Annotated in this window: 15 protein-coding genes; 9 read left to right on the forward strand and 6 right to left on the reverse strand. The window is 43.6% G+C overall.

Translation table 11 applies throughout. The features are described 5' to 3' along the window. Window positions 1-44: 44 nt before the first annotated feature. The 7 genes from NB463_RS20415 to pheT all read left to right on the forward strand — a co-directional run bounded on the left by NB463_RS20415 (window position 45) and on the right by pheT (window position 10352). A complete protein-coding gene (locus NB463_RS20415) occupies window positions 45-854 on the forward strand; it encodes a helix-turn-helix domain-containing protein (protein WP_006741660.1) in 810 nt (269 codons plus the stop codon). A 489-nt stretch (window positions 855-1343) separates the two neighbouring features. After that, the gene (locus NB463_RS20420) at window positions 1344-2132 is read left to right on the forward strand and encodes a TetR/AcrR family transcriptional regulator (protein ID WP_005395898.1); all 789 of its coding nucleotides are present in this window, start codon (window positions 1344-1346) and stop codon (window positions 2130-2132) included. Window positions 2133-2378: 246 nt separating this feature from the next. After that, a complete protein-coding gene (locus tag NB463_RS20425) occupies window positions 2379-4757 on the forward strand; it encodes an efflux RND transporter permease subunit (RefSeq protein WP_258432260.1) in 2379 nt (792 codons plus the stop codon). 18 nt (window positions 4758-4775) lie between these two features. After that, complete coding sequence (locus NB463_RS20430; protein ID WP_258432259.1) at window positions 4776-5567, forward strand: outer membrane lipoprotein-sorting protein; 792 nt, start codon at window positions 4776-4778, stop codon at window positions 5565-5567. Window positions 5568-5577: 10 nt separating this feature from the next. Beyond that, a complete protein-coding gene (locus NB463_RS20435) occupies window positions 5578-6753 on the forward strand; it encodes a hypothetical protein (protein WP_258432257.1) in 1176 nt (391 codons plus the stop codon). A gap of 191 nt (window positions 6754-6944) precedes the next feature. Then, on the forward strand, window positions 6945-7928 hold the full coding sequence (gene pheS / locus NB463_RS20440; protein WP_005385470.1) for a phenylalanine--tRNA ligase subunit alpha: 984 nt from the start codon (window positions 6945-6947) through the stop codon (window positions 7926-7928). Between the two features lie 18 nt (window positions 7929-7946). Continuing rightward, window positions 7947-10352 (forward strand): phenylalanine--tRNA ligase subunit beta, encoded by a 2406-nt coding sequence (pheT, locus tag NB463_RS20445; protein ID WP_258432256.1) that lies wholly within the window; start codon window positions 7947-7949, stop codon window positions 10350-10352. 217 nt (window positions 10353-10569) lie between these two features. Here the strand turns inward: pheT and NB463_RS20450 are convergent, their stop codons facing one another. Then, complete coding sequence (locus tag NB463_RS20450) at window positions 10570-11451, reverse strand: AEC family transporter (protein ID WP_258432255.1); 882 nt, start codon at window positions 11449-11451, stop codon at window positions 10570-10572. Window positions 11452-11984: 533 nt separating this feature from the next. Between NB463_RS20450 and ihfA the strand changes: the two genes are divergently transcribed. Then, a complete protein-coding gene (ihfA, locus tag NB463_RS20455) occupies window positions 11985-12281 on the forward strand; it encodes an integration host factor subunit alpha (RefSeq protein ID WP_005377899.1) in 297 nt (98 codons plus the stop codon). Between the two features lie 123 nt (window positions 12282-12404). Here the strand turns inward: ihfA and NB463_RS20460 are convergent, their stop codons facing one another. Next, window positions 12405-13184, reverse strand: coding sequence for a RelA/SpoT domain-containing protein (locus tag NB463_RS20460; RefSeq protein ID WP_258432254.1), 780 nt, complete (start codon window positions 13182-13184; stop codon window positions 12405-12407). A 316-nt stretch (window positions 13185-13500) separates the two neighbouring features. On the opposite strand from NB463_RS20460, the gene NB463_RS20465 reads away from it, so the two are divergent. Continuing rightward, window positions 13501-14151: a thiopurine S-methyltransferase gene (locus NB463_RS20465; protein ID WP_164666168.1), complete on the forward strand. Its 651-nt coding sequence runs from the start codon at window positions 13501-13503 to the stop codon at window positions 14149-14151. A gap of 71 nt (window positions 14152-14222) precedes the next feature. On the opposite strand, the gene purT is transcribed toward NB463_RS20465, so the two are convergent. From purT to NB463_RS20485, 4 genes are all read right to left on the reverse strand, one after another. Further along, entirely contained in the window at window positions 14223-15398 is a 1176-nt protein-coding gene (purT, locus tag NB463_RS20470; RefSeq protein ID WP_258432252.1) for a formate-dependent phosphoribosylglycinamide formyltransferase, read from the reverse strand. Window positions 15399-15543: 145 nt separating this feature from the next. Continuing rightward, window positions 15544-16431 (reverse strand): cytidine deaminase, encoded by an 888-nt coding sequence (gene cdd, locus NB463_RS20475; RefSeq protein ID WP_258432251.1) that lies wholly within the window; start codon window positions 16429-16431, stop codon window positions 15544-15546. A 443-nt stretch (window positions 16432-16874) separates the two neighbouring features. After that, the gene (locus NB463_RS20480; protein WP_005377888.1) at window positions 16875-17552 is read right to left on the reverse strand and encodes an LrgB family protein; all 678 of its coding nucleotides are present in this window, start codon (window positions 17550-17552) and stop codon (window positions 16875-16877) included. Window position 17553: 1 nt separating this feature from the next. Then, window positions 17554-17928 carry a CidA/LrgA family protein gene (locus tag NB463_RS20485; protein ID WP_005397786.1) on the reverse strand — a complete coding sequence of 125 codons (375 nt, stop codon included), beginning with the start codon at window positions 17926-17928 and terminating at the stop codon, window positions 17554-17556. Window positions 17929-17933 lie beyond the last annotated feature (5 nt).

Below are 17933 nucleotides of genomic sequence, written 5' to 3' on the forward strand. Positions count from 1 at the left end.
TTACAAATACTATACAGCTGTAACATTGCCAAAAGGAATTGTAGATGAGAGATCTGACTCCCGAATACTTGCTAGCCGCATTACGCCAAGCGATTAAAACAAAAGGGCTAACATATCGAGAGCTATCTGAGAAAATGGGCATGCCGCTGTCCACTTTTAAGAGACACTTAACAAGCACAAATCTCGCTTTGGATAAACTGCTTGAATATTGTAGAGCTGTTGATTGCACGTTAGATGAACTACAAAAGCTTGCGAATCAATTACAAGGCGAAGACGAGGATTACTTTAGCCGTACGCAAGATGAAGTTTTTTTTCAATTTCCCCATCTTTACGATTTTTATCGTGAATTGAGAATGCTGCGAGGCAAAGATGGATATTCCATTTTAAAGAAAAAGTATGATTTGTCTGAGCAGAGCATGTCTGATTACCTAAAAGCTTTGGAGTTATTGGATCTTGTTTACGTTGATGAAGATAAAAATATAACGTTGCACGGGCCGTTATATTACAGCTATGCAGAAAACTCCAAGCTCAATGATAAATATACGGAAATCATAAAAGAACAGACAACAACCCACGATAAATGTGTTCGTGTGGCTTTGGCACGCATGAAAATTACCGAAGAGCAGCTTTTGCAATTGGAAGATCAAGTCGCAAAAACGGTTATCGATTTTCATTCCAAAAATGTTGTGGCAGAGAACTTCAACGTCTCTGATTTTACTAATATTGTTCTACTTGCAGGGCCACATCAACCAGTCACATTCTCTGATGGAATTATCGAGACAGAAGGGCGATTTATTGACGATATTCGTTATGCCATCGCATCTGCAGGTGATAAACCAAGCCTCTCGATTTAGAAATTCAGTCTTTTACTTAAAGAGAATCGCTTTTCTCATTATGTTATTGAGTTTTGCAGCTCTAATATTGAAAGGAAGCAGTAAAAGAAAAGCCCAAGACAGAGCACACTTTGTAAATAGAGCATCTATCAGTTACTGTTTTGAATCCAAACTTTAAGTGTTTTGGGCTTTTTTGAATAACATCATTTCAATATCACTCGTTGTCCAATTTTTAAGGTTCTGATTTTTGGGGTTATGTCCCCGCACTCCACTCTAGCCTTTCCTTACAATCAAATCATTCTCGCTGAACCAAGCATCTTGATGTTACTTGGTTATATATAATTAAAGCTTATTTTTCGGTTAGCTATAAATTCATACTTGCAATGTTTGTTTTTTGATCTATTATGACGAAGTGTCATTTGTGACGGTTCGTCAAATTTAGTGGCGTTCCTGTATTCAAGAATCGTGTTACAATTATTGGGAGTGTGTTGGTATACGGATCAAAGGATTATGTTTAACTTTCGCTGTAAAAAAGATAGCAAGCAAGACGGATGTCGTACGTCTTCAGGGCTAACTAAAAAACAACAGGCGATTGCTGATCGTGAAATAGAGCTTATTCAATTGGCTAAGTCTCTGGTTCAAGAGCAAGGCTTTGCCAACTTAACGATGGACAAGCTCACAGCGGCAAGCCCTTACTCGAAGGGAACGATCTACAATCATTTTTGCAGCAAAGAAGATGTGATTCTTGCGCTTTGTATTCACTCGCTGAGAAGCGAGGCAATATTTTTCGAACGTACCGCTAAGTTCAATGGCAATACCAGAGAAAAAATCATTGCTATGCATGTAGGTTATCGTATTTACGCTCGTATGGAGCCTGTACTATCAACCTGTGCGATTGTTGCAAAGACGCCTTGGGTCCTAGAGAAAGCTTCGCCTAAGCGTGTGAATGAATTGAACAACTTAGAAGAACAAGTAATAGATGGTGCTGATGCGTTGGTGAATAATGCGGTGGAATGTGGAGACCTTAAGTTCTCTCCCGCAATTGGTTCTGATGCCATCGTATTTGCTAACTGGTCTATTGCCTTCGGTTCAAACGCTCTAGCGCAAAATGCATCGAACAGTCGATGTATTCAGCGAATTCAAGATCCATTCTCAGTACTGCATAACGCGAATATGTTACTTGATGGTTTAGGGTGGTCACCTTTATCGACAGAGTGGGATTACCGTAAAACGTGGCGTCGAGTGGAACAGGAATTGTTCAGCGAAGAGCTTGCTTATTTAGAGTCTGTGAATCGCTAATCGTTATAGAGGCCATCTAATATTTTAGTTGGCTTTTTATTACACTATTGTGACGAATCGTCAAAAAAATCAGAGATTGGTACTCAAGTTACCCATCTCGAGAAATATAGGAAGTTACTCAAAAACTAACTTATATAACCAAATAAATTCGATCTGATTTTTATACGTTGAAGTTATCTGGTTATCACAGCATTCGCTGTTTTTTTAGTTTTTAAATTTGACGAAACGTCACAAAAGGAGAGTGTGATGCCACATCACAACGTTCAACAACAAGCCCGAATGAGCTGGGTCAAGCTACCAACGAATTACAGTGTGTTGGTTGTGCTTGCTACCGTTTTATTGATTGTTATAGCAACTATTGGAGGAAAAAATCTTTACTTTAGAGGGGATTACGACATCTTTTTTGATGGAACAAATGAGCAGTTACTTGCGTTTGATGAAATTCAGACTACCTTTGCAAAATCTGACAGTCTTGCTTTGGTCATAGCGCCAAAAAGTGGCACTGTTTTTACTCCTAACACCTTATCTCTTATTCAGCAGATCACTGACGAGGCGTGGCAAGTCCCATACTCCACCCGTGTTGATTCCCTTGCCAACTACCAGCATACCGAAGCGTTTGAAGATGATCTTCTTGTCGAAGATTTACTGTATAGCGAATATGAGTTGACGCCTCAGCGAATCGAGAAAGTCAAAAGTATTGCGTTGAGTGAACCGGTTCTGAAAAGTTCATTGATTTCCGAAAAAGGGGATGTCACGGTCGTGAATATTACGGTCCAACTCCCTGAGGTCGATAAAACCGCTGAAGTACAAGAAGTGGTTGCCTACATAAACGGAATGATTGAGCGTTATCAGCAAGTGTACCCGGATACTGAGTTCCACAAAGCCGGTATTATTGCAATGAACTACGCGTTTATGACCGCAGCTCAAGATGACAGCGCGACGCTAGTGCCTACTATGTTACTAGTGATATTGGTGTTTTTGACCATCATGTTGCGCTCATTGCTTAGTGTTATCGCGACACTCATCGTTATTATCGGCTCAGTTATGGTGACAATGGGCTTATCAGGATGGGCTGGTATGTTCTTAAGCACGGCGACAGTTAATGTGCCTACCTTGGTGATGACGCTTGCCGTCGCCGACTGTGTGCACATCATAGCGACGATGCGTCAGTCTATGCAAAACGGCTTTAGTAAAGCCCATTCTATTGAACGAAGTATTGCGCTCAATTTCATGCCCATCCTGATTACCTCCATTACCACCGCGATCGGCTTTTTAATGATGAATATGTCGGATTCTCCAATCCTGAGAGATTTCGGCAACCTATCAGCCCTTGGCGTCATGATTGCTTGTTTCCTTTCCATCACATTACTTCCGGCGTTACTTCATATCCTTCCTGTTAGGGTGAAGTCAGACACTGCTGATGAAAGAAAGCACTTTATGGATCACTTAGGGGATTTCGTGGTGTCAAAGCGACGTGCGTTATTGCCGTTGTCGGTGCTTGTTATTGTCGCGAGTGCGAGTTTGATTCCGCTGAACAAAGTCAACGATGAATCCGTCGAATATTTTGGTCATAGCAATGAATTTCGTCGAGCGGCTGATTTTATGGAAGAGCGAATCAGTGGCATGGCGAACATCAGTATCGCGATAAAAACTAACGAATCGCAGGGTATTGCGGATCCTAATTTTCTCAATACCGTGGGTAAATTTACTGACTGGCTAAGGTTGCAGCCAGAAACGGACCATGTTGCGACCTTGAGCGATGTTTATAAGCGCCTAAACAAGAACATGCATGGAGATGATCAGGCTTATTACTCGCTTCCTCAAGACAGAGAATTAGCGGCTCAATATCTGCTGCTTTATGAAATGTCACTACCGTATGGCTTAGATTTGAACAACCAAATCAATGTTGATAAGTCGTCAATCAAGATGGTTCTCACCGTGGAGAACTTGGGCAGCGTCGAGCTTGTTGATTTGGAAAATCGTATTTACCAATGGTTTAACGAAAACGCGCCTCAGTATGATGTTGTTGCTTCTAGTCCATCACTGATGTTTGCGCATATTGGCGAAACGAATATGGCTAGCATGCTGTCAACCTTGCCTATCACTCTGGTCTTAATTTCGGCATTACTGATCTTTGCCTTACGCTCGTTCAAGCTCGGTTTAATCAGCCTAGTCCCGAATATCGCCCCTGCGCTTATTGGTTTTGGTATTTGGGCGCTGGTTTCTGGTGAAATTAATTTGGGGTTGTCTGTTGTTGTGACGTTGACGCTTGGCGTTGTGGTTGATGATGCCGTTCATTTTCTCTCTAAATACCAACACGCTCGTAAAGATGGCCATAGCGCGGAACAAGCGGTTCGTTACGCTTTTCGCACCGTGGGGCGCGCGCTTTGGATTACGACTGTCGTGCTTGTTGCTGGTTTCTCCGTTCTGGCGATGTCGAGCTTCCGCTTAAATGCCGATATGGGGCAGTTGAGTGCCATTGTTATCTTCATTGCTCTTGTTGTGGATTTCATCTTTCTACCGACTCTACTGATGTTGTTTGACAAAGGCGTCTACGACGAGGTGGACCGCCGAAACAAGCTTAAATCAACTGACTCTCAAACCACGGCTGTTATTCAGTCATAACGAATCAAAGGATTGAACATGAATTTACTAAAAAATGCCTTAAAAGTATCTGCACTTTCTGTCTCGCTTTTTATGAGTCATGCGGTGTTAGCGGATGAAGCGAAAGGATTAGAAATTGCTCAAGAGCGCAACGCCCGTGATGAAGGGTGGGGGGATTCTGTTGCTACCATGAAAATGATTCTGCGGAACGCACAAGGAGAAAGCAGCACACGTTTAATGCGCCTCCAATCACTTGAAGTTGAGGACGATGGTGACAAAGGACTCACAATATTTGATGAACCAAGAGATGTGAAAGGCACCGCGTTTCTCAACCACTCTCATACAGTGGGTGCCGATGACCAGTGGCTTTACCTTCCAGCATTGAAGCGTGTGAAACGTATTTCCTCGCGTAACAAATCAGGCCCTTTTATGGGTAGTGAATTTGCGTATGAGGATCTCAGTTCTTTTGAGATCGAAAAATATCGTTTCAATTACTTAAAAGATGACACCATAAATGGGCAAGATGTTTTCGTCATAGAGCAAATCCCTACAGACAAAAGTTCAGGTTATACCAAGCAAACGGTGTGGTTAGATAAAGCGCATTATCGCCCACTGAAAGTTGAGTTTTACGATCGCAAAGGGTCGTTGTTAAAAACGCTTTCTTTCTCAGATTACAAGCAGTACCTCAACCAATATTGGCGAGCGCACACCATGGCGATGACAAATCATCAAACAGGAAAAAGCACTGAGCTAACAACAAGTGAAATGCGCTTTAACACTGGGCTAGAAGACAATGATTTTCATAAGAATGTGTTAAAGCGAGTGAGGTAGTGGAGGAGAAATGAAGCGATCAAATGTTGGGTTGTTGCTTAGCGCAGCAACCTCTCTTTACTCGATGCCTCTTGCCGCCGTTGAGCTTGCAGGACAAGTCAATATTGAGCATCGTCAGTTTTTTGAAACGGGCTCTCAGGGTCAGAGAAAAGCGCAAACGTCATTGGTTTTGCAGCCAGAATTTTACTGGGAGATGCAAAATGGTGATGCGAGCTTTACCCTCACACCTTTCTATCGTTTGGATAGTCTAGACGATGAGCGAAGTCATGGAGACATAAGAGAGGCGCTTTATCTGACTTATTGGGATGATTATGAGCTTCGAGTTGGGATTAGTAAGGTCTTTTGGGGAGTGACGGAATCCGCCCATTTGGTTGATGTAGTAAACCAGACAGACGCCATTGAAGCCGTCGATGGTGAAGATAAGCTCGGTCAGCCGATGTTGCATTTTACCTCATTCAAAGATTGGGGCACCGTCCACGCAATGTTATTACCTTACTTTAGGGAACGAACGTTTGCGGGTACTGACGGTCGTTTACGAACCGAACCTGTTGTCTCAGATGATGCTATATATGAATCAAGCAGAGAAGAAAAGCAGGTAGATGTGGCTTTTCGATATTCGAAAATGCTTGGCGATTGGGACGTAGGCCTGAGCTATTTATATGGAACAAACCGGGATCCTTACTTTCGTTTTGAGTACGGGGAATTAAAGCCTTACTACGCTCTGATGAGTCATGTCGGTCTCGATGTACAAGGAATCGTTGGCGATTGGTTATGGAAACTGGAAAGTGTTTATCGAGATAGTGCTGATAATCATGTTGGTCTTGTGACGGGATTTGAGTACACCTTCGTTGGCGCATTTGACACGGTTTGGGATGTGGGTGTGATTGGTGAGTACCTCTACGACAGTCGTGGGAATAACGCACAAACTATCGGTCAAAATGATGTGTTTGCTGGCATTCGTTGGGCGCTCAACGACGAGGACGGAACGGAAGTGTTGACTGGAATCACAAAGGATTTAGATAACGCCGATGTTTACAATGCCAAGTTAGAAGCCTCGAGCCGAATATCGAATAACTTTAAGTGGCAAATTGATGCTTGGTTATTCAAAAATGAAACGCCAAACGATTTGCTCTATTTCGCCCGAGATGACGATTTTATCGAGCTATCTATTCAATACTATTTCTAAAACAAAAGGGCACAACTTAACGTCAGATTAATGAAATATGACATTTTTGACGTTTTTGTGCTCTTTTTATTCAATAACCTCTTCTTTTCGTAATTCAATTTGGCATTGGTGCCCGGTTTGGCTACTATGTACAGCTATCAAAAAACCAATCACTCCCTTATGGACACTACCAACAGGTAGATGAGGAAACGATGCAACATCTAGAAGAGATCATTGCTAGCGCGAGCACTGCAATTGAAGCTGCCGAATCGCTAGTCGCACTTGATGAAGTGCGTGTTCAGTATCTGGGTAAAAAAGGTGAGCTAACTGCTCAACTTCAAAGCCTAGGTAAACTACCACCAGAAGAACGCCGTGAAGCTGGTCAAGAAATCAACAAAGCGAAAGGCGTCGTTCAGCAAGCTATCGCAGCTCGTAAAGACGCACTACAACGTGCAGAGCTTGAAGCGAAACTAGCAGCAGAAACAATCGACGTAACACTACCAGGTCGTCGTATTGAGAACGGTGGTTTACACCCAGTAACTCGTACTGTAGAGCGTATTGAGAAGTTCTTTGGCGAACTTGGTTTCAACACCGAAGCTGGCCCAGAGATCGAAGATGCATTCCACAACTTTGATGCGCTAAATATTGCCGCTGATCACCCAGCGCGTACTGACCACGATACTTTCTTCTTCAATCCAGATTTGATGCTTCGTACTCATACGTCAGGCGTACAGATCCGTACGATGGAAAATGGTAAACCACCATTCCGTTTCATCGCTCCGGGCCGTGTATACCGTAACGACTACGACCAAACTCATACCCCAATGTTCCACCAAGTGGAAGGTATGCTGGTTGATGAGAACGTAAACTTTGCACAGTTGAAAGGCATCCTGCACGATTTCCTATGTAACTTCTTCGAAGAAGAAGTAGAAGTACGTTTCCGTCCATCTTACTTCCCATTCACTGAACCTTCAGCTGAAGTAGACGTGAAAGGCAAAAACGGTAAATGGTTAGAAGTACTAGGCTGCGGTATGGTTCACCCGAACGTACTACGTAGTGTAGGCATCGATCCTGAAAAATACTCTGGTTTCGCATTCGGTATGGGTGTTGAGCGTCTAACGATGCTTCGTTACGGCGTGAACGATCTACGTGCGTTCTTCGAAAACGATCTTCGTTTCCTAAAACAGTTCAAGTAATCCAGAGGGTTCATCAACATGAAATTCAGCGAATCATGGCTTCGTGAGTGGGTAAACCCAGCGGTTACTACTGACGAACTCACTCATCAAATTACAATGGCCGGCCTAGAGGTAGACGACGTTCTTCCTGTAGCGGGTTCTTTCACTGGCGTTAAAGTGGGTCACGTTGTTGAATGTGGTCAACACCCAGACGCAGACAAACTTCGCGTTACTAAAGTTGACGTGGGTGAAGAAGAGCTTCTAGACATCGTTTGTGGCGCACCTAACTGTCGCCAAGGTCTGAAAGTAGCGGTAGCAACAGTTGGTGCTGTTCTTCCAGGCGATTTCAAAATCAAAAAAGCGAAACTACGTGGCCAGCCATCTCACGGCATGCTTTGTTCGTTCACTGAACTAGGTATTGATGTTGAGTCAGATGGCATCATGGAACTAGCAGAAGACGCAGTAATCGGTACTGATTTCCGTGAATTCCTAGGTCTAGATGACGTAACGGTAGACGTAGATCTAACAGCAAACCGCGCTGACTGTTTCAGCATTCGTGGTCTAGCTCGTGAAGTTGGCGTACTAAACCGTGCTGACGTGACTGAGCCATCAGTAGAAGCAGTTGCCCCTTCAATCGACGATAAAGTGTCTATTGAAGTGAAAGCTCCTGCTGCGTGTCCTCGTTACCTAGGTCGTGTTGTTAAGAACGTAAACGTTCAAGCTGAAACGCCACTATGGATGCAAGAGAAACTGCGTCGTTGTGGTATTCGCTCTATCGACCCTGTTGTAGACATCACTAACTATGTTCTTCTAGAGCAAGGTCAACCAATGCACGCATTCGATCTAGCGAAGATCGAAGGTGGCATCGTAGTTCGTATGGCTGAGCAAGGTGAGAAGCTAACACTTCTTGACGGCAGCGAAGCAGAACTAAATGCAGATACATTAGTTGTAGCTGACCACAACAAAGCACTTGCAATCGCAGGTATCTTTGGTGGTGAAGAGTCTGGTGTAACAACTGAGACTAAAGACGTTCTACTAGAGTGTGCATTCTTTGCACCTGACCATATCCGCGGTCGCGCTCGTAGCTATGGTCTTCACACTGATTCTTCAATGCGTTTCGAGCGTGGTGTGGATTACGCACTACAAGTGAGCGCAATGGAGCGTGCAACTCAGCTTCTTGTTGAAATCTGTGGCGGTGAAGTAGCACCTGTTGTTGCAGTAGAGTCTGAAGCAGACCTACCTAAGCCAAACAAAGTTGCTCTACGTCGCACTAAACTAGACAACCTACTAGGTCACCACATCGCTGATGCTGACGTAGTAGAAATCCTAGAGCGCCTAGGTTTGACTGTTGAAGCTTCAGAAGAAGGTTGGGTGGCAGTAGCGCCAACATGGCGTTTCGATATCGCTATCGAACAAGACCTGATTGAAGAAGTTGGCCGTATCTACGGCTACGACAACATTCCTAACCAACACCCAGCCGCAGCACTTAAGATGCACAACCACGTTGAAGCGGATCTTCCACTGAAACGCGTTCGTGATCTTCTTGTTGACCGTGGTTACCACGAAGCAATTACATACAGCTTCGTTGAGCCTGAGCAACAAAAGCTAGTTGTACCTGGTGTTGAGCCTCTAGTGCTTCCAAACCCAATTTCAGCAGACATGTCAGCAATGCGTCTTGGTCTTATCCAAGGGCTGTTGAACACGGTTGTTCACAATCAGAAACGTCAACAGCCACGCGTTCGTCTATTCGAATACGGCCTACGTTTCATCCCATGTGAATCTGCAGAAAACGGCATGCGCCAAGAGCCTATGCTTGCAGGTGTTATTGCTGGTACTCGTGGTGAAGAGCACTGGGATATCGAAACTAACACTGTTGATTTCTTCGACCTTAAAGGCGACCTAGAAGCAGTTCTAGAACTGTCTGCTAACGAAAAAGCGTACTCTTTCGCTGCACTGTCACCTGAAAGCAAAAAAGCTAACCCAGCACTTCACCCAGGTCAATCTGCGGCAATCATCGTAGATGGTAAAGAAGTGGGGGTGATCGGTACCGTTCACCCTGAGCTTGAGCGTAAGTTCGGTCTAAACGGTCGTACTATCGTATTCGAAATCGAATGGTCTGCAACCAACAGTAAAGTGATTCCAGAAGCGGTTCAGCTTTCTAAATTCCCATCAAACCGTCGTGACATCGCAGTAGTTGTGGACGAAGCGGTAGCATCTGGTGACATCGTTAATGCTTGTTTAGAGCAAGGTGGTGAGTTCCTTAAAGATGCGAAACTGTTCGACGTGTACGTAGGTAAAGGCGTTGAAGACGGTAAGAAGAGCCTAGCAATCGCTTTGACTCTACAATCAGTTGAGCGCACGCTTGAAGATGCAGATATCGCAGGTGCGGTTGACGCTATCGTTGCTCACGTTTCTGAGAAGTTTGGTGCTGCTCTACGTGACTAATCGTTAGACGAACTATCTCTCTTAAGAAACTAAAAACCCTGTCAAATCGGCAGGGTTTTTTTATGTTGAGCATTATCTTATTGTGATTCACGTACTAGGCCGTTTACGTCAACTCCCACAACCTCAAAAATCTGGACCAAACTCGAGGTAACGCTTAATCGAGATTTGGCATATATCGTTTTTCCGCCAACAGACGCTAACGCAAGTTTATTGGCAGCTAGGCGGCGAGTGAGAGGGTATAGCTAAGCAGAAGTGGGAGCGTAAGAATACTGAAAAAGTTGCCAAATAGTACCATTGACGCCACTTTCATGGGCTCTATATTCAGCCTTTCCGCAAATAGGTAATTCATGACGGCTGGTGGCAGCATTGTGAAGAGTACCATCATTTGCAATTGCATCGTTGGAAGGGGAATTAACCAATAAATAAGTGCAAATGCAACCGCCCCAGTTGCAAGCGACTGCACGGTACACAATACACCAACCTTTAAACCGTCCACTCTTAAATGATACATTTGTGCCCCCAGGGATAAAAGCATCACGGGTACTGCCGCTTGGCCAAGTAGAGCAGTCGCTTCGTATAAAGGTGCCCATACACCCACATTTGACACGTTGAGAAACAGAGCCAACGACGCAGCTAAAAAGATTGGCATCTTGACTATTTGCTTAAAAGGGTTGCCATGACTAAGTAGCATTACACCTAAACTAATGTGCAAGCATGCTGACACGACAAATAGCAGTACTGCTGAGGATAGCGCAATTTCTCCAAACGTATAGGTAAACAAAGGAATAGCAAGGTTTCCGCTATTGCGAAACATATGTGGTGGTGCCCAGGTTTTAAACGACAGTGACGTTAATCGACATACTGGGATCATGAGTAGTGCGGGAACCAAAACCGCGACAATTGCTGCAAAAAGGAGTGGTCCCTGATTCGAGTCTAACGGCATGTTAACGAGCGAAGAAAACACCAGCGCAGGTGTGAAAACCTCAATGTTAATGCGGTTGATTGGACGAAAGTCAGGCTTGATGTAACGACCTACCAAATAGCCGACGCCGACAAGAGCAAAAACAGGGAAAAGAATATTTATGATTTGATTAATCATGGTCGCCTAGATGAAGTGTAAGGAGCTAATGTGGAGATACACGAAGAACCACATTATCAACCTTTATATATTGCGTCATCGCTGAACAGTGAGAAGCGTGGGTTTAATCAAGCTTTCTAAGCACAGTTGCAAAGCCAGGTGGTCATACCATTTAGTTCAATTGTTACGTATCGAGTTACATACAAATCACTGAATTTACGACAAGTTCTATGTCAAGTGTCTGTTAAATAACCAATCTCTGATATTTTTATTAAATAGTGATTAATGTTGATGTTTAAACTACTTTTAGTTTTATCAGCTGGATGTTTTTCCTATTAAAGAGAAAACAAAAACAAAAATATCAAAATGTTGGCGTTTAACAATAATTTACATAGTGCTATTCCTTTTGTTCGCCAAGAAAAAAGTTGGCGAAAATCATAAGCTTGTCATACACTTCCTGATGTAACCCCGATATGTTGTTGAATTGGTAGGGTAAAACTGCTCTGGCGCTACACTAACGTAGCATTGTTTAACATAGCTTTGAGGAAAGTTTTATGGCGCTCACAAAAGCCGAACTGGCAGAAAACCTGTTTGATAAATTAGGATTTAGTAAGCGGGACGCCAAGGAAACGGTGGAAGTGTTCTTTGAAGAGATTCGTAAGGCACTGGAAAGTGGCGAACAGGTAAAACTGTCAGGTTTTGGTAACTTTGATCTTCGTGACAAGAATGAACGACCTGGTCGTAACCCGAAAACCGGTGAAGATATTCCAATTACTGCTCGACGTGTAGTGACTTTTCGCCCGGGTCAGAAGTTAAAAGCTCGTGTAGAAAACCTGAAGAAAGTACAGTAAGCCGAATAAATGGATCACGCTAAGGCGTGGTCTTTTTTTTGCGTAAAACTTGTGTCGCATATAAACGAAAACCACCGCAATGCGGTGGTTTTTCTGTTTTTGAGTATATCTTAATGATATGGATTACGCTGCTTCTAGGTGCGTTGTTAAGTATGGTTGCCATGCTTGTTGGTACAAGTTTTTAGACTGTGCACGCATGTTGCGAATAGAAGCGAGTTCTAGTTCGCTTAGTTCGCGTTTCTCCATCATCGCTTGGCGTTCTAGTTTCTGGATTTTTTCGTATAGGTCGTGTTCAGGACCGCTTTTCACATCTGCGATGGCTTTTAAGTGCAGTTGAACTTCGGCAACTAGATTTGTCTTTGGTAAACGAACGAGTAAGTTCAAGTCTCTATAGCCTGAAGGACCAGGTTTTTTGAAGCGATTTTTTACTTTAACAATTGTTGTTTCACGCTCTAAGGTTTCATAAATGGAGACTAAGCTCGCGACGTCTTCAGCAACAATCGTGGCACGGGCTAGGTCAGTAATGCGTTCGACTTTTCCATCTAACTCCAAAGCTATTTTTTCTTCTGCTCGTTGTTTGGACTTTACGCCTGCGAAGTATGGCTGAGCATCATTAAGAAGTGTGGTACTTTTACAGATAGTTTCAAGCTCAAATTGTGCTTGGTGAGCTTTGCTGTAAAGAATGTCGAAGTCAGTGTATGGCTGAGTTGGAGTTGCGTCGATTGACTGAATACCATACAAGCCGCTAAGGCTATGTTTAAAGAGTTTCGAACAAACTTCGTTTTGACTTGTTGAACGATTTTGATCGCCACTCGGCGCTGGGGTAATTGGAAGTGCGGCAAATGCCGGTGCACGGCTAAGTACCAAAAGCATCAATGCTGTAGTACGAAGAAATAAGCTCATTCACTCTCCTTAACTTGCTTGTACTTAGAAAATAGGGAACATAAAGGTCGCTAAGTTCGGCAAATCAGGTACTAACTTATTAATGGGGTCATTACGAAAGATTCCAAGGTTTCAGTTTTGTCTTGAAGTGGAATCGTGCGTTAGATCACCATTTCTCTTTTCTTTATTCTGTTTATCAGATAAAGGCGTGGTTCCTATAAGAACATTTACATCCTATCACCGCTGTATTAACCAAAGATGAACGGCATAGACAAATTGAAAAAAATCGTTAGTCTTACTTCTCAAAATGAAAATCAGCCGACAAGTAGAAAGTAAAATGAGAGACCAAGAGTTTTGGCATAATAAATGGGCCAGTAATCAAATCGGATTTCACTTGGAAGATGTAAACCCGCTATTACCTGCATATTGGCAACACACAAACCCAAAGCGTGAAGACAAAGTGTTAGTGCCTTTGTGTGGAAAGTCAGAAGACTTGATTTGGTTGGCGATGAAGCATGATTCAGTTGAAGGTGTTGAGCTGAGCCATATCGCTGTTCGTGCCTTTTTTGCTGAACATTTTTATACGCCAACCGTGACGCCTCTTAATGGTATGCACGAGCTTTATCAATTTGATGAGCTCTCTATTTATACTGGGGACTTTTTCACTGCACCAGTATCTCAAGCCGATATCATTTATGATCGCGCCGCGTTGGTTGCTTTACCGAAAGATATGCGAGAGGAGTATGTAGAGCGTCTCAAGCAACTTTTGAATCCAGGCGGTCGTATTTTGCTTGTTACACTCAACTATCCTCAAGAAGAGATGGCGGGGCCTCCATTTAGCGTGCCAGTCGAAGAGATTGAGCAGTTATTTTCAGGTTACAAAGTTACCTGTTTGAACGTAGATGAAGCTGATGAAAACCATCCTAAAATTGCGAAAAAAGGCTTAAGTCGCTTCTCTGAAGAAGTGTACCTAATCGAGAGTGAATAGGTTTTTTTGGTTTGTAAAACGAAATAGCGCAGCAATTTGAGCTGCGCTATTTTTGTATAAGTGGTTCGTATTTAATAAGTGATATTCACTTTTGAAGCACTTTCAACAGCATCTTGAACGGCTTCTTCGGTGGTTTTTCGTCGCGTAAGGACAACACCTAAACGGCGGCGACCATCGATTTCTGGCTTGCCGAATAGACGAACTTGCGTTTGAGGTTGAGCTAAGGCTTTGGTTAGGTTGTCAAAGCGAATGTTTGTGGAAGTCCCTTGACCAAGAATAACGGCCGACGCAGATGAGCCATATTGTACGATATTATTAATCGGCATTCCGGTAAATGCACGTACGTGGAGAGCAAACTCAGACATTTCCTGCGAAATCATTGTGACCATGCCTGTATCGTGTGGGCGAGGAGAGACCTCATTGAAAATGACCTTATCGCCTTTAACAAATAACTCTACACCAAAGATGCCGTAGCCACCGAGTGCGTTGACTACTTTCTCTGCCGTGTATTCTGCTGCTTTTACTGCGTTTTCTGACATGGCTTGCGGTTGCCATGATTCGCGGTAGTCGCCATCTTCCTGACGATGGCCAATTGGAGCACAGAAGTGAACACCGTCAACGGCTCTTACGGTCAATAAAGTGATTTCGTAATCGAAGTCGATAAAACCTTCCACGATCACGCGACCTGCACCCGTACGTCCGCCTTCCTGTGCGTAATCCCATGCTTTTGCTACGTCGTCTTCGGTCTTGATGACACTTTGCCCTTTACCTGAAGAACTCATAACTGGCTTTACTACGCACGGGATGCCTACATGCTCAACCGCGGCTTTGAAGTCTTCAAAAGTATCTGCAAAACGATAAGGTGATGTCGTCAGTTCTAGCTCTTCTGCAGCCAAACGTCGGATACCTTCACGATTCATTGTTAGCTTGGTTGCCTTAGCGGTTGGAACAACATTCAGCCCTTTTTCTTCAAGTTCTACCAGTTTGTCGGTTGCGATAGCTTCGATTTCAGGTACGACGTAAGTAGGTTGTTCCTTCGCAATAACTTCTTCTAAGGCGCTTCCATCTAACATATCGATGACGTAACTACGGTGAGCAACTTGCATCGCTGGAGCATTAGCATAGCGATCACAAGCAATCACTTCTAAACCAAGTCTCTGACATTCAATTGCGACTTCTTTACCGAGTTCGCCAGAGCCTAAAAGTAATACACGGGTAGCATTTGCGCTGGTTGCAGTGCCAAACATAGTGTTCCCTTACAAAATAGAGTGGTGAGACAGAAATTGCAGGAGATCATACTGAAGTTTTATGACAAAGCAAACGTTTGCTTTTGGTTTTTAGGCAATAAAAAAGCTCTACATGCCGTAGAGCTTTTTATACTGAAATTGTCGCTTATACGTTGACAAAACTAAGTGGAATATCTGGATTCAACGCTTCTAACGTTGATTGCGTATCAGCCAAATGACTGATCTTGCCTTCTGAGTTTTCTACCAGAGCAGCGGCTTTGATATTGTCAAAAGTTTCACCTGCAAGTAGTACTTGGATCAGCGCAACTTGTAACGGCGGCAAGCTAGGGTTAAACGCCGCATTTTCCGCATAAGCACCTTGGAATACACGGCCGCTAGCCATTTCTAATGCTAAGCCACTCAGGTTGTTGGTATATGGTGAGTGGCTCATGTTCATCGCTTCAACAGCGCTTTGAATTAGAGTGTCTTCATCATCGCATGAGAACTGATGCTTTACTTCTGCCATTAAGCCGGATTCGATACCGAGATCGTTTGGTCCAAAGGCTTCAGGTAGGTATTCATGCAGCGACTTTTCTTCGCGTTCTGGGAGCTGAATTTTAAGCTCGTTTGCGGTAGATAACTCGTTCATGAACTGACGGCAGTGACCACATGGGCTGAAGTTAATAGTGATATCTTTAATACCACGTTCACCTTTCATCCAAGCGTGGCTAATTGCAGACTGCTCAGCGTGAACTGTTTGACCTAACTGAACACCAAAGAATTCCATGTTGGCACCGAAGTAAAGGCGACCTGAGAGACCACGAACGATAGCACCGACATAAAATTCAGAAAGAGGGGCATAGGAATATGCTGCGGCAAAAGGAAGTAGAGCAACACGAAGCTCTTTATCTGATAAACCGGTAGCTGAAAGCAACTGCTTAAACTGTTGAACTGAAAGCGTAGCATCAAAATCATCAGCTTGGATGATAGGAGCAAGTTGTTTGGAAAGTGCTTCTGGAGCGCCTGCTAGCGCCTGTTCAATGCGACTTTTCATGTTGAATCCTTGTTATTGCATGGACAGTTATTCTATGTGAAGGATAGAAATGTTCCGTGCGTTAGATCACGATAAATAATGCAATTGATAATTCTGTTACATAATTAGAGTGAGCTCACACATGTATTCGATTGCACTGACGTGAAGCGTTATCTCCGTCTCACAATTAACCATATCAGTATATATTCATATGACCAAGACGCTGGGATATGTTAATTACGATGCCTACATGTCCACACAACGTTATTCCTAGATATCTAAGCAACGTTGAGTCAGTAATATTGCACTGAATGTTGAAGTTATTAGTGTGTATCTCGTCAGAGTGCCTTAACGATCTTACTAGAACGGGTTGTTAGATGAGGTAATACAGAATTTTGGAAGGGATAAGGAAGAAACGGGAAGGCCACGGCCTGCCGGAAGGAGGGCAGACCGAGAGCGCTTAACTATTGATATAGCCAGACAGCCAAAGCAAAAAAGCTTGGAGCCAAAATAGAAGTGATGATGCCGCATAAAACCAATGCGAGTGATGAGAACGCGGCATCAATGGGCTGTTTCTCTGCACATGTCGCGGTGCCTAAGGCATGAGACACGGTACCCATTGTTAGGCCACGTGCAATCGGGTGTTTAATTCCAATTAAGTTGTATATTGGGTATGCCAAAATCGCGCCCAATAAACCAACAATCAGAACCAAGATCGCCGCAACGGCAGCTTCACCACCGAGGTGACTCGAAATTTCCATTGCTATTGGCGTAGTGACGGATTTACCCACTAGACTTGCGATTAAACTGATATCCGCTTTGAAAGCGACTGCGATCAAGGTGGTTGTCATCATCGACATCACACTGCCTACTGTGCAAGCAAAAGTGATGATTCGCCAGTTTGCTTTAATCTGTGGTAGTTGTTCATATAGCGGGTAAGCCAGAGCAACTACGGCTGGTTGAAGTAAAAAACTGATCCCTTCGTTATCCGCATAATACGTTTCAAACGGTACATTTAAGTAAGTAAGCAAAGGAATGAGCACTGCAATACTGATCAGCAAAGGATTTGCTAGAGGATTATTCACTTTGATTGCGATTTGGCGCGCGACAAGAAAAACCGCAATGGTAACAACTAACCACATATCAGTGCTTCTCCTTTAGCAAGTAGTCCAGCAGCCAAGCGAGGCTGACTAGTACAATGAGTGAGCCTCCAACTGCGCTAGCAATGATAGGGAGGGCATTAGCGAGTAGCATATCGAAATGTTGCATTAATCCCACGCTAATAGGAACGAACAACAAAATCATGTAGCGGATAAATAGCGTGGCGCCCGGTTTGACCCAATCGACCTTTACAAGCCCAAGAGTCATAGAGAAAAACAGTACGAGCATACCGATGACACTTCCTGGGACGGAAACGCCAGTGAACTTTTGAATGGTAATTCCGATGCCAAGTGCCCCCATGATGAGGAAGATTGAAATGAGCAGTTGGATCAGTTGTAAGAATCGTTCTTTAATCATTTTGA

This window comes from Vibrio sp. RM-41-2B (assembly GCF_024744415.1).
In the GTDB taxonomy this organism is placed as follows: Bacteria; Pseudomonadota; Gammaproteobacteria; order Enterobacterales; family Vibrionaceae; genus Vibrio; species Vibrio diabolicus.

Excerpts from the sequence above, each read along its gene's own strand:
- NB463_RS20415 (WP_006741660.1), top strand. The coding sequence starts at position 45 with ATGAGAGATCTGACTCCCGAATACTTGCTAGCCGCATTACGCCAAGCG.
- NB463_RS20420 (WP_005395898.1), top strand. The coding sequence starts at position 1,344 with ATGTTTAACTTTCGCTGTAAAAAAGATAGCAAGCAAGACGGATGTCGT.
- NB463_RS20425 (WP_258432260.1), top strand. The coding sequence starts at position 2,379 with ATGCCACATCACAACGTTCAACAACAAGCCCGAATGAGCTGGGTCAAG.
- NB463_RS20430 (WP_258432259.1), top strand. The coding sequence starts at position 4,776 with ATGAATTTACTAAAAAATGCCTTAAAAGTATCTGCACTTTCTGTCTCG.
- NB463_RS20435 (WP_258432257.1), top strand. The coding sequence starts at position 5,578 with ATGAAGCGATCAAATGTTGGGTTGTTGCTTAGCGCAGCAACCTCTCTT.
- pheS (WP_005385470.1), top strand. The coding sequence starts at position 6,945 with ATGCAACATCTAGAAGAGATCATTGCTAGCGCGAGCACTGCAATTGAA.
- pheT (WP_258432256.1), top strand. The coding sequence starts at position 7,947 with ATGAAATTCAGCGAATCATGGCTTCGTGAGTGGGTAAACCCAGCGGTT.
- NB463_RS20450 (WP_258432255.1), bottom strand. The coding sequence starts at position 11,451 with ATGATTAATCAAATCATAAATATTCTTTTCCCTGTTTTTGCTCTTGTC.
- ihfA (WP_005377899.1), top strand. The coding sequence starts at position 11,985 with ATGGCGCTCACAAAAGCCGAACTGGCAGAAAACCTGTTTGATAAATTA.
- NB463_RS20460 (WP_258432254.1), bottom strand. The coding sequence starts at position 13,184 with ATGAGCTTATTTCTTCGTACTACAGCATTGATGCTTTTGGTACTTAGC.
- NB463_RS20465 (WP_164666168.1), top strand. The coding sequence starts at position 13,501 with ATGAGAGACCAAGAGTTTTGGCATAATAAATGGGCCAGTAATCAAATC.
- purT (WP_258432252.1), bottom strand. The coding sequence starts at position 15,398 with ATGTTTGGCACTGCAACCAGCGCAAATGCTACCCGTGTATTACTTTTA.
- cdd (WP_258432251.1), bottom strand. The coding sequence starts at position 16,431 with ATGAAAAGTCGCATTGAACAGGCGCTAGCAGGCGCTCCAGAAGCACTT.
- NB463_RS20480 (WP_005377888.1), bottom strand. The coding sequence starts at position 17,552 with ATGTGGTTAGTTGTTACCATTGCGGTTTTTCTTGTCGCGCGCCAAATC.
- NB463_RS20485 (WP_005397786.1), bottom strand. The coding sequence starts at position 17,928 with ATGATTAAAGAACGATTCTTACAACTGATCCAACTGCTCATTTCAATC.